The 12,212-nt window shown below is 57.6% G+C and carries 8 protein-coding genes and 1 pseudogene; 1 reads left to right on the top strand and 8 read right to left on the bottom strand.

The features are described 5' to 3' along the window. The 7 genes from KO516_RS05635 to KO516_RS05605 form a co-directional block, all read right to left on the bottom strand. A partial coding sequence (locus tag KO516_RS05635; protein ID WP_216002823.1) for a transposase occupies nucleotides 1–198 on the bottom strand: 198 nt, incomplete at its 3' end. A 150-nt stretch (nucleotides 199–348) separates the two neighbouring features. After that, nucleotides 349–957 carry a 4Fe-4S single cluster domain-containing protein gene (locus KO516_RS05630; RefSeq protein WP_216002822.1) on the bottom strand — a complete coding sequence of 203 codons (609 nt, stop codon included), beginning with the start codon at nucleotides 955–957 and terminating at the stop codon, nucleotides 349–351. After that, the gene (locus KO516_RS24700; RefSeq protein WP_216002821.1) at nucleotides 954–2,861 is read right to left on the bottom strand and encodes an AAA family ATPase; all 1,908 of its coding nucleotides are present in this window, start codon (nucleotides 2,859–2,861) and stop codon (nucleotides 954–956) included. The genes KO516_RS05630 and KO516_RS24700 overlap by 4 nt, the downstream gene beginning before the upstream one ends. Then, a complete protein-coding gene (locus tag KO516_RS05620) occupies nucleotides 2,789–3,928 on the bottom strand; it encodes a hypothetical protein (protein ID WP_216002820.1) in 1,140 nt (379 codons plus the stop codon). Before KO516_RS05620 ends, KO516_RS24700 begins: the two co-directional genes overlap by 73 nt. A 50-nt stretch (nucleotides 3,929–3,978) precedes the next feature. After that, on the bottom strand, nucleotides 3,979–5,859 hold the full coding sequence (locus KO516_RS05615; RefSeq protein WP_216002819.1) for a PIN domain-containing protein: 1,881 nt from the start codon (nucleotides 5,857–5,859) through the stop codon (nucleotides 3,979–3,981). Further along, the gene (locus KO516_RS05610) at nucleotides 5,856–7,472 is read right to left on the bottom strand and encodes an AAA domain-containing protein (RefSeq protein ID WP_216002818.1); all 1,617 of its coding nucleotides are present in this window, start codon (nucleotides 7,470–7,472) and stop codon (nucleotides 5,856–5,858) included. The genes KO516_RS05615 and KO516_RS05610 overlap by 4 nt, the downstream gene beginning before the upstream one ends. Beyond that, entirely contained in the window at nucleotides 7,473–10,751 is a 3,279-nt protein-coding gene (locus KO516_RS05605) for an AAA domain-containing protein (protein WP_216002817.1), read from the bottom strand. 981 nt (nucleotides 10,752–11,732) lie between these two features. Here KO516_RS05605 and KO516_RS05600 point away from each other — a divergent pair. After that, nucleotides 11,733–11,993: pseudogene (locus tag KO516_RS05600) on the top strand (single-stranded DNA-binding protein); the annotation flags it as partial. Between the two features lie 12 nt (nucleotides 11,994–12,005). On the opposite strand, the gene KO516_RS05595 reads toward KO516_RS05600, so the two are convergent. Next, nucleotides 12,006–12,212, bottom strand: a 207-nt coding sequence (locus KO516_RS05595) for a transposase (protein WP_216002816.1), incomplete at its 5' end; no start/stop codon positions are given.

Here is a 12,212-nt window from a genome sequence, read left to right as displayed (position 1 = left end):
GATATGTGCAACAACGTCATACAGGCTGTCAGAGATACCCTCGCGGCGACATAATGCCGAGATGCTTTCCTCCCCGCGCAATCCGGCCAAAACAATGCGGATCTTCTCCTCCGCCGAGTAGGTCTGGCGGGTCTTGCGGCGGATGTTTTTGACCAGCTTGTTAGCTGCGTCTTTCGATGTTCCGGGCTTCTTGTTCATCTTCGCTCCTTAAAGGCTACGATGAACCAGAAACCCTCCGTTGTTCAAATCCTCAAATCTGTCCCACGGGTGCTGACGTCAGACAGTGCGCCCCCTGGGCATATCGACGGCGGAGTGACCGCCTATGCCCGATATCCACCCGTCTCCGTCTCAACTCGGCTTGAAGGGAGGCTCCGCAGAATGGGTCATTGGAAATCCATTCATTCGCAATTGGTCGTCCAACCCCACACGCACTTCGACAGCCGGGCGATCAAAAGATGACGTCTCAATCGAGCGCTCGTATCTTGAAGTCATGTAGTGGAACCTCTGGTTCGAGGAACCTACCCAATTTCGCCTCTGATCCGGCAGTGCAGCAACGAAGGGGCCGTCGACCACGATATCAGAGTGGTCAAGCAACGCATCAACTCCCGGCAGATTTCGCCGACGAAGTTGTTCCAGCCTGAAGCCGGTGAATACCATTACGGATATTCCAAGTCTCTGGCAGGAGGAGGCGACCTCCGCCAGCCCTTGCGCTTGATAGGACGGCTCACCTCCAAGGAAAGTGACCCCTTCAATGCCGTAGTGGTCGCGGGCCTGCTCTATCTCGTCCACGATTCGCGATGAAAGAATGGTCTGCCTGCGCACGAAGGGCAACAAATCCGGATTGCAACATCCGGGACAATCGATGTCGCAGCCCTGAACCCAAAGCGCATAGCGTAGGCCAGGCCCTTCGACGGACGTGCAGGGTATACGGGAAGCAATGTTCAAATAGCGGGTCATGACGCCTCAAGTGTCACACGAGGCAAATCTTCGTCCGCCAACTCGATAGCAAGCGTCTGGCCGATACACATGGCCCGATCCGGCACCTCGTTGAAAAGAAAAGTGGAAATCGGGTCGATCACCCATTTCGTCAATGCGGTTATGGCTCCGCGTCCGCCCATGGTGGGGTCGATTTCGCCTGCAACCTTCTCAAGAAATACACGTTCCTCAGCGATCCGGACGGCCCGAATTCCATATTTGTCTTGGAGCTGCGCGCGAAGCGAGCCAAGTTTGCTCCGCATGATTTCAGCTAGAAAGCCCCTGTCACGAACAAAGTTGAACGCGACGATATTGTCACCAATTCGGTTCAAAAGTTCAGGTCGCCCCATTTCTCTAACGAAATGATCCCGCACGCTGCTGTTGAAAGCCTTCCTAGTCTCTTCGTCGGTCAATGTCGGAGCTATCTCGGCTGCACCAATGTTTGAGGTGAATATTATGATTGCTTCCGAGAAGCTCACGGTTTGACCACGTCCGTCGGTAAGGCGGCCATCCTCCAGAATTTGCAGAAACTTGTCGAGAATTCGTACATGGGCCTTCTCGATTTCGTCGAACAGGAGGACGCAAAAAGGACGCTTTCGGATGGCATTCGTCAACTGCCCACCCTCTTCATAGCCGACATATCCCGGCGGCGCGCCGATGAGTCTTTGATCGCTGTGTTCATGGTTGAACTCTGACATGTCGAAACGAATGAACGCCTCTTCGTCCCCAAAGAGGAACTCCGCGAGAGATTTTGCCAGTTCCGTCTTACCGACCCCGGTGGGGCCGACGAAGAAAAGAGAACCTTTCGGCATTCGTTGCCGCCTAGAATGCTGCAAGCCTGAAAGGCCGGTAAAGGCTCGGATGGTGACAGCGGTGACTTTCTCGATCGCGTGAGTTTGGCCTTTGACGCGCTCTTCCAACATGGCCGGCATCGAGAGAAGCTTATCGCGGCTGAGCGCCTCCCACGCACTGGTCTGAATACCATGACGATAGAGGCTCAACAGACTGTCGGCCGTCAACTCTTCGGTTTCAGCGCATCGGACAGACAGTCCTTCGATATTCAGAATATCCTGGCACGACATCCCGTCGAGCGCATCAATCAGGTCCTCATATCCCGCCTGACCGACCTTGGGCCGGTTCTTTAGCCGCCATTGATGAAGCCGGTCTCCAAGTATCGTGGACCGCTCCTGCCGGTCCGGCAGCGGCACGACGACCTCGCGCAGATGCGCCGGTCCCGGTAGCATCGACAAGGGAAGCGCGTGGGCGGCGGGAGTGATCAGAACCAACAGGTTCTTTGGCCCTGCGTCCTCTGGGTGCGCCGCGCCGACAATGGCCTTGGCAAGTTGCGCAAGTAGGTCTCGTTCACTCTGTGATGGATTCTGGCCGAATGAGAACGCAAAGTTCGCCAGATTGGCGACAAAGGCCGTCGGCTGCGCGGTCTTGTCGGACAGTACCCTGAGCACGATGGCGACGAAATCTTCCACAGTAACCGGCGAAGGTTCCGCACTGTCAAAACGGGCATCTGGGGCAACAGCATACGTCGCGCCCCGAGCGTCGGTCGGCCCTGCCGAGCTGGCCAGGGTCTCCCATTTCGCCGCATCGCGGCCGTGGACCCCTGTTACGGGATCCCATTCGATCACGGACTTGAAGGCGCCCTCGCGAAGGGCCGCGGCGACCATTTCGGGTATGCGCTGATACTCTGTCGTCCAAGGATTGCGGCGCAGATCGTAAACCTCGCCGTGAACGACAAGGCAAGACACCAGGCCCGCATGCGTTTCCAAGCTACGCAACCATACAGGACGATGAACCGGTTTCATTTCCTGCGCTCCTCCGAACCGTCCGGCAATTTCTTGGCCGATTTTCCGATCATGTCCGGATTGCGCCACGAAACCTTCTCTTCCTCGAGTTCGATCCCGTAGATATCCTGCAGCCGAGGTAAGACCTTGTCAGCGTCATCAAGGCAAGCCTGCCCTTGATAGTGATCGAATTTATAAGTCATCCCATCCAGATTGACGCGAAAAGCCGCCTGCGCGCCAGACGGTCGCTGTGCTTTGATCACCACGGCGGCGGCCTCGCCCGCTTCGAGCTTCGGGTCGGTAACGACAAACCCCGCGTTGCGCAGTTCTCGCAAAAGACCAGAAACCACGTGTCGTCGCGCGGCCTCCTGCAGGGCGCGTTCATCGGCCGCTTGGCGGATCGCAGAAAGCCTTTCATCCAAGTCTTGCAGCGTAAGCCCCTCATCGGTCAGGTTCGGTCCCAAGCCACTGATCGCTGCTTGGGCCAGATCGTCGCCCAATTGCGCATAGACCGCCATCGCGTCCTCCAGCAGGGCTTCCTTCTCGCGTCGGTCGTCTTCGCGTTGCTTGGCGTGTTTGAGAGTTTCGGCCTTTTCTCGGGCGCCCGCCATTACTGCATCAAGGCGGCTTGCCAGCTCTGAACGCCGACGCTCATAAACCGCAAGGTCGATTGGCGCGCTCTCAATTTCGCGGCGAAGCGCCATCAGATCCTGCTGGCAGAGGTCCCGCTCGATTGCGCCCGGCAAGGACGCACGCGCTTTGCGGAGCATATCGAGCAAATTACTCTGTGCAGCCAGCTCCTGCGCGTTTCTTTCGGTCCGCGCATCGCGTTCGCCCGCCAGGCGCTCCCGCGCGGTTTCTCGCTCGACCTCGGCGGCTGCGGCTGCCGCTTCTCTCTCGGCGGCCTGAGCGGCGCGACGGTTCTCACGGGCGCGGCCGTTCAAGCCACGCATCATACCGGACAAGCGGATGTTTTCATCCCGCGCTTGTTCCGGGTCTCTGCTTAACAACTGTTCGACCCGCGCAAGCGCCCTGCGGCAATCGCCGTAATCTTTTGCAACGAAAACATCCAAGCCTTGTTCAGCCAAGGCATCAAGGCGTTCGAGATTTCGTTCGGCATATCGCGCTGTAGTGTCCCGGATGCGATCAAGATACATCTCTCTTCGCTTTTGAGCTTCTATTCGCCAACGCCTATCTGCCACAAAGCTCATTTCTGGATGTCCCTCCGCCGTGTCTTTGATTCGGCTATGAAAACTTCTGCCGTCATCACATCGATATCGTATGATTTGCACCTCGGCACGAAATCCAGGTCCTGCGAGACGAGAATGATTTTGCGATCTGTCTGACGGTACGGAATCAGGACTGCAATAATCTCTCCATCTGAATTTCGTTTGTCGCCTGACTTTAGGTAGCTCACATCAGGGAAGGGTGCCGTCAATTGATTTTTCGGAAGTGTCGAAATTGCGCGCAAATTCTTCCGACTTTTCCATCGGAAGTCGTCTCGCTGTGTTTTCTTCCTTTCGATTTCGCCCGCAACCGTTTCCGGAAAAACAAAAAAATCTGTCGGCAAGAGGTGATCGGCGAGGTCGCCGAACTCAAGAATGGCAGAGGTATCAAATGCGACGACCCTGTCGCATTCTGGCGGAATATGCCCCACCTCCCGAGATTGCTCATTAATTTCGGAAACAAGTTCCGTTGCCGTAGGGTCGAGTCTGCCGAGTTCAGGCTGTGAACGTCGGAATTGAGCCAGTGAGGGTTCACTCGCCAAGGTTTCGACCAACCCTTCAATGACAGGGCGCGGCAGAATTTCTAGCGCGTCAACAATCCTTTGCATCCACGTTTGCGACCCCGGCTCATGCCTTACCCGATCAATGAGCCCCATCCAAAACTCTGCTGGCTTCAGCCAAAATGCAGGCAGCACAAATATCTCCGGCGCTTCCGAAAACCGGCATTCACTTTCAAGGGCAGCGACCAATTCGCTCCATTCCGAACAGCTCTGCGCAAAGCCACCTGTCCTGCGGAACACCCCGATTTCAGCGTGCAATCCTTCCCATATGATGGGCAACCTAAGGTATTCGCGCCCCTCCCTCGCCAGAAAGACACCCGCGACACCTAGATTGTCTTCGCGCGGATAAGCCACCCGCATGGCTTGCCCCCGGGCTGGCGGCGAAATGAAGGTCGGCGCGGTTACCCCTGCCACGGGATCGAGCTTCGCCAGGACGGCCAATGACGGAAAATCCAACTCAGTCGATATAGCCTCGGGCAAGCCACGAACCAATGTCAGCCCATCGAGCCCCTCGGGCAAACGGCAATGGAGCGATACCTCGGCATCATCGTCAAGGCGGGAGCGGTTCGATCCGTCTTGGCGGTCCGGCAACAACCAGGAACGCCGCACCGTTTGTGGAAGACCGCGTAAGTACTCGCTCTCGCGCGGGTCGCTGCATTCGAAGGAAAGCTCGCCGTCATTGAGGACAAGAATCGCGTTGCTGCGGCGCCATCGATGACCAATCTTCTCGCAGGTTGCATTGTATACTTGCATGTCGTCTTGCAAATCAGCCCTGAGTTCGCCGTCGATCCAATGCCGAGGAGGATCGGTCGCGAAAGGATCGACAGGGATACGGAAACAGCTCCCCTCCACGGGCTCGGGCAGCAGAACACCGGCCTCAACGATTTCTTCTAGCACCGGATCAAAGAACCGCTCGATTGTTCGATCCTGTGCCGATTTTTGGGCTTGCTCTGACGGCTCCGCCGCACATGCATCATTCGGCTCCTCTGGCCCGGGCGCAAGATCGGCAAGGCGGAGCAAGGACGGGTCGATTTCGTGCTCTGCGACCCGATGAACGCGCCCGCGTTCGATAAGATCGCCGAGCACATCGGGCAAGATTTCCCTTGCGCCCGACACGCCAAAAACCTCCCGAAACAAGCTTCCGATCGGTGCTTTGGCCAAGGTGTTGTCGCTTTGCGAAAACCGAACCACTGCCTCTTCCAGAGCCCGGTGCAGTGGAGTGAGTTCCGGAAGGAGGCGATAGGTTACCTTTGCACGAAGGTGCAGGACCGGAAACCACACAGATACCTCTCCTAGCCTCATGGGTTATTCCTCTTGGAGCGCAGCGGTTTTGGCCCAAGGATATCTTTGGCCTGCCAGAGACCGCCAAGTTCCTTGATGTCTCCGATGATCTGCCCATAGACGGGGGTGCGTCGCGGCGCGCCATCGTCAACAGGTTCGATCGCAACCTCAAATCGCTCGAAGGTCTTTCGCGCTCCGATCACCACCAAGAGATCGCGCGCCCGCGAGAACGCCACATTGATCCTTTCGAATTTCGCCGGATTGGAGTTCTTGCCCAAACGCCGAGATCTGTTGCGAACCATGCTGACGATCACGATGTCCGCCTCCTTCCCCTGGAATCGGTCGACCGTCTCGACGTCTATTTGTATGCCCTTGAAACGCTGGCCGAGCCTGGACTCGAGTTCTTTGCGGATCAACCTTTTCTGGCGGTTGTAGAAAGTGGCGACGGCGATGGTCTTGGTGCGATGTTCCCGTTCGCAGGTATTGACGAGGTCCTCGACGACTTGGGCAACGAGCCGTGCCTCAAGCTTGTTTCCGATGCCGGTCCCGTCGCTGTCCTCGTAGGCAACCTTTCCGGCTTCATCTTCCGAACTGTCGATCCACAGCGCATGAAGTCTCTCTGTAAGATATTGTCCGCCGGTTCGAGAGTTCAGGTTTAGGCCGTGTGTCCTCCATGACCATCTGGCGCTGGTATCCAGCCCATCCGGATCGGTCAGTCCAGATTGCAATCGCCCATCGTAGAAACGATTGATCAGCGACATGATCTGCGGATGCATGCGGTATTGGGTGTTCAGGGCTGCCCTACTACGGGGGTCTATTTCGGCAAAGCCGTCGCGGAACAGCGATGCCGTCGTCAAACGCTCGTATTTACGAAGCAATTCTGCCTCACGCTCCAAAGCATCCGCATCCTCGTCGTCCGTGGGAGACGTGTCCGGGTTCGAGAAAGACGCAAACTCGAACGTCGGAGGAAGCTGCCGGTGATCACCAACAAGGATCGTCTTGGGTGCAAGAAGCATCGGGCGTAGCAACTCCAGCGGAGTCGCCTTGCTGACCTCGTCAACGATCACCACGTCAAAGCTGGAAAATCCGTTGTCAGAAAGGATCCTGAAGTCGGCGTTGCACGTGATGCCGATAACATTGGCGCTGCGGACGTAGCGTTCGCCCATGCGATCCGTGGTGGAGGGTTTGTCTGCCTGCTGCTTCAGGTCGCCAACCCATTGATCCAGCAAAGGCAACCAATCTTCAAGTGGATTGGCTTCTGCGAGGCGGCTTACTTGCAAGTCCAGAATGCCCTCGATCCGGGCAATTGCGGCTGAAAGGTCTGACGGCGAGGATTCGGCCGGAAGATCGAGAAACTCACTCGCCTCCGACAACAGTTTCACACACTGTTCATCGACCGTATCGCCACGGATGCGTGCATCGTCCAGGGCCTGCTGTGCAAGCATACGCGCGCGGCCGGCCACTGCTTCGGTTTTTGCGCTCGCCTCGTCGTCGCCGGATCCTTCCGCTACGGGCGACACATTATCCGGCCACGCATCGAGTATCCGCTGTCTTGCGCCCTCGGCGCTCTCTCGTCCAACTTGATCCCCTTCGTCCCTCAACCTCGACTGGATGCCGCGGATCCGTTCTTGCACCTAGCGATGCAGAGCTGGCGCCGAGACCTCAAGATGCGCCCTACCTCCCTCCTGCTCAACAATCATTGCTAGAAGCTCGGCCACATCTGGCGCGAGCTCAGGCCAAAAGCAGGAGGGATCCCAATCCTCCAAATTCGCAAGCGCGCTGCGAGCCATGGCCCACCATGCCGCACGCCTGTTAGTTTCTGACGCCGCCTTCTGGAGCGCTTTCACCTCGTCCAGCCTTGCATTGGCTCGCTTGAGCGTATCCTTGCGCGCCGCAATGTCCGCATCGGAAACCCTTCGGTCATCGTCCAGCTTTTGGGCGCGCCCGAGCCAGATCTGCAGTTGCTTGACCTCTGCTGTCAGCGACTTGAGCGGCCCGCTCACCTTCTGTTTCACATGTTCTGCGGCCATCCCATACCACTCGGCGACAGCTGTCGATTTCCTTTCCTCTCCGTCGTTTTTGCTTAGCCAAAGCTGTCGAACCTCGGGGTCATCCCTAAGGCGATCCAGGGCGTTCTCGACCGCAAGGTTGGTCTGCGAGGCAATCAGCACGCGATGCCCCGACCGGACGAAGTGCGCGCAAGCCGCAGCGATCATCGTGGTCTTTCCGGTTCCCGGCGGGCCCTGAACATAGGCGATTTCGGGCGCGGCCAGCATGACGCCGACGGCAGCTTTTTGATCCTCGTTAAGGCGGTACATCTGGGCGATCGGCTCATTCAAAAGCCGATCAGGCCTGTCTGATGGTTTTGCCGCCAGCGCCACGTTGAAAAGCGACGCCATCAAATAGGGGGCAGCGGGCAAGCGGTTGGTTTGCCGCCGACCGCTCGCCCCGAACTGCAATTGCGTCAGGGCTGACCCGTAACGATCAAGTTGCGTCTTTGAGCCGGCTGCTTCGCTCAAATCTCTCAATCCAAGCGATGTTCTTTCGGCCATCTTGGCCAACGCAGCCACATCAGCCTTGCGCGAAAATTTCAGCTGGACCTGAATTGCTTTGGGGTCAGGCCATGGGCAATCCTTCAAGAAATCCTGCCTGAGTGTAGCGGGTCCGATTACCTTGAAATCAGTACAGCGATAACGGATGTTGCGGCCCTTACGATCACCCTGCTTCCAGGGTTCTTCCAAGGGATAGAGCTCAACACTGCGGCGTGTGTCCTTCGGCAGGCGGGCACCGGAAATATGGCGGACCGCCGCAGCACCTTCACAAATGACAACACCATTCCAGGCATTGTCTTCCCACTCGCCGGGTCCCAATGCTGCCCAAGGCGCCTTGCGCGAAATCTCGCGGTTGGCCCATTCCAGATAGCCTTGCCAGTCAGTCAACCGATCCTGGAGCTCTTCCTCCAGCATGTCTGGTAGAGCTAGCGCTTGCTCCAGGATCTCATCAAGTGCAGGTGTCGCTGCTGGCAACGAGCGTCGCGATGTATAGCGCAAAAAAGAAGCGACTGCCTCAAATGGGCGCGGCGCGCAATCCGGAACTACCGCAGCGTCCAGAACTAGAAGCGTCGTGTTGTCCGGCGTATTTCTGGAACCGTAATCGAGCCGGCAAAGCAGGCAAACCGACATTGCCTCAGGCAAGCAGCTTTGCAGTTGCGGCAGCACTTCTGCAGGTCGAACCAGAACAAGCAGTTGGTCATCCTTCTTTGACACCAAGGAGACGAAAAACGGCCGTTCCTCCTCGTCATCGCCAAAGACAATGTTGCAGAAACGGTCGATGAATTCGGGGCGCTCGGCTTCACTTGGCTCCACTTCGTCACGAATGGCTGCAAAGACCGTCGCAAGTCTTTCATCATCCTTGCTCACATAGCCTGTTTGCTCGCGTCGCTGGAGCAAGACCGGCAAGGTCGCAAGAGAGGACAAGGCCTCGCCGCGCCGACGATAGGTCGCTCGGGCAACAGCAGTCTCAAGTTGAGGAACCTCCTGCTCCCGGAACGTGCCAGTCTTCGGGTCATGAACCATTCCCGCCTTTTGCGCACGATCCTGAAGCCGGCGACGCAAACGAGCTTGGGCGCGCTGGAGAGGTTCGAGATGCGCTCTCGCCCGACCATCGCAATCAGCAAGTGCGGTTTCCAGCCTTGCACGTCGCCCGTCGATCATACTCAAAAGGCGCGCTCGGCTCTGTTCTGCGCGTTGCAGGCGCCCGGCCGCCTCGTCTATCTCTTTTTCGTTTTCGTCGAGGGCAGTTTGTGCGTGACAGAGCATGTTATCCAAGCGAGCCGTCACATGCCGCTGATGCTCGACCTCAAATTCCTTTCGGTATTTCGAAAGCTCAGATTCGTGCGCTTCCAGCTCGGATTTGATTTCATGGACCATCCGCTCGATGTTCGCGAGCTTGTTTGAGAGATCACTCAAATTCGTTTTGGTTTCGTCGATCAGCTTTCCGCGCAGAGATTCCGGCAGAGCCTCAAGCTCTGTCTCGTAAGTCGCCCGCAGGTCTGCCAACTCTTTCCTGATACGCTCTACATCCGCGCTTGCAGTGTCCAGTTCCTGCCGTCGGGTGTCGATGTCCTTTCGAATGGAAGCTTCACTACGCCAGACCAAGTTCCGCGGATCGAGATTTCGTGCGATCCGCCCGATCCGCCCAGCCAAGGCCATTTGCGAGGTCCGTGCACGAGCGGCCTCCATCTCGCCGTTCAGCCGATTCAAATCGACTTCCGCAGTCAAAACATCGCTTTCACGCGTCCTCAATAGATCCACGTTTTCTTCTGATTCCGCCTGAAATTCCGCTTCGAGATCTGTCTCGCGCTTTCTCAGAGCGTCATGAAATGCCGGTGGAGTCCCCCCTCCCAGCAAGAGAAACAATTGCTGCTCGGCAGCGTTTTTCGCTTCCGTCAGGACCTGTGTCTCTTGTGACGTCTCGTCATGTCGTTTCCGTAAATCCTCGATCTGCGTCTCGGCTCGCGCAATCTCCTGCTTCAGACCTGACAGCGCATCGTCGGCAAATTCCTTCGCTTTCGCATTTTCTGTCTTCGACCACCTCCCCTCGCGCGCCCTTGAAATCAAGTCTTGGCACTTTTCCCGGTTGCCCTCGAAGCTCCTTAGCTCCGCCGCGACGTGGTCACAGGTGGTGTTGGCTTTGACCAGGCAGGCTTGAAGTTTCAAGAGCCGCAAATCGGCGGCGTCTTTGGCCTTTGACTTCAATCGTTCGGCATCTTGTCGAGCCTGCTCCAGGCGCTTGTTAAGAGATTCGAGTTCTCGTGCATCCTCTCGGAAAATCTTCCGCAGATGATCAACAAGGAGGATTTCGATGCCATCAGGGAGAAATTGTGGATTAGTTCCTCTGGTGGTGAAATCCAATGTTCGCTCCCGCGTTGCCTCGGTCGTCGACCGCAGATAGAGCCTGCCAAAGAGGTAACTTGATGTAAATATGCCAAAATACCAATTGCGGAACAGGTTTTCGTCACGGTTTTCGCCGACAGCCAACCACGGGCGCCAACGCTGCGGCGCATGGCCCTGAAGAGTCGGGCGCGACGCCAGAGTGATCGAACGTGGCCGGATTATCCTTCGCGATGAAGGGGAGGCGGTTCGGTGCGTGTCTCGAAACCATCGCTGCAGCTATCGAGGATATTTGCGGCGCAGTTGCAGCGGTAGGCAAACCGTCGCTTGCGCTTGCACCAAGCCTAGCATTGCTCCTCGCACGACCGACGGCAAATGGCTCTTCTGCCCCATCGCTGCGGTGCTCTCGTAAGATGACTTCGGCGCTCTCGCTCAGAGGGTTGGGCGAAAGCTTCCACCTTGGCGCGGGCCTCCGCCTTCTGACGATCCTCGAATGTGGAGATCGCCTTGGCGACGTCCGCCTGAATTTTCGTCAGCTCGCCGAGCGACAGTGCCTCGAGATCGTAATAAGCCATTGATGCGTGCCGGGTCCTAGATGTTCCGGTATCGCTAGCATGTCGCGGCAGGGCCCTGCATTTCCTAGCAGGCAAGGGCAGTGCGACGAGAGCTGGTGATAGCCACTTTGGCCGCTGGTGGGATGCTGGGCTTTGGGTCAAACAGTCCGATTGGCAAGGGGACATGGTCTGGCATAGGCTCCCCGCATCTCTCTGTCTCCTGGGCCATCCCTTCGACTGACAATCCCCTAATCCCGTTCGGTCTCCTGCGCGCAACCCCGCGTCAGTCCGGGCCGTGCTGGCCGCCTTTGGCGTCCTGCCCGCTCCACCCCGGTTCTCTGGGGGTGTCCGGTGTCCATGCTGTCCACCGTGCACGCGTCGCCCGACGGGCTTTTTCAGGGTCTTGTCGAAGGGACGGTCCTGAAGACAGGAAACACAGGAGCTTATCATGCAGAACATCGTCATCCTCGCCGGCAACATCGGTCAGACCCCCGAAGTCCGCACCACCCAGAGCGGCACCAAGATCACCAACTTCAGCCTCGCCACCTCGCGTCCCCGCCTCTCGGAAGGCCGTGTGATGCGCGACGAGAACGGCTACCGGGTCATGGACACCGAATGGCACCGCATCACCTGCTTCAACGGTCTCGGCAAGACGGTCGCCGAGCATTGCGAAAAGGGGATGAAGGTCCTCGTCCACGGCCGCATCCACTAGGGTCAGGATTCATAACCAATAGATGACTAGAGCCGCGAGAGCGATGGCGGAGAGGAACACCTTGGGACAGCGATCGTAGCGTGTCGCCACCCGCCGCCAGTCCTTGAGCCTGCCGAACATGATCTCGATGCGGTTGCGCCGCTTGTATCTGCGCTTGTCCCTTGCCCGGCAGGGCATTGCAAAGCAATGTCCCGAGAGGGGTACTTGACCGGTGTC

The organism is Citreicella sp. C3M06 (assembly GCF_018860705.1).
Lineage (GTDB): Bacteria > Pseudomonadota > Alphaproteobacteria > Rhodobacterales > Rhodobacteraceae > Salipiger.
The sequence above is the reverse complement of the archived record's forward strand: the minus strand, read 5'-3'. Positions and strand labels throughout refer to the sequence as shown.

What these genes read in the sequence shown, in the direction of transcription:
- KO516_RS05615 (WP_216002819.1), bottom strand. Translation starts at nt 5,859, where the DNA reads ATGAGGCTAGGAGAGGTATCTGTGTGGTTTCCGGTCCTGCACCTTCGT.
- KO516_RS05620 (WP_216002820.1), bottom strand. Translation starts at nt 3,928, where the DNA reads ATGTATCTTGATCGCATCCGGGACACTACAGCGCGATATGCCGAACGA.
- KO516_RS05630 (WP_216002822.1), bottom strand. Translation starts at nt 957, where the DNA reads ATGACCCGCTATTTGAACATTGCTTCCCGTATACCCTGCACGTCCGTC.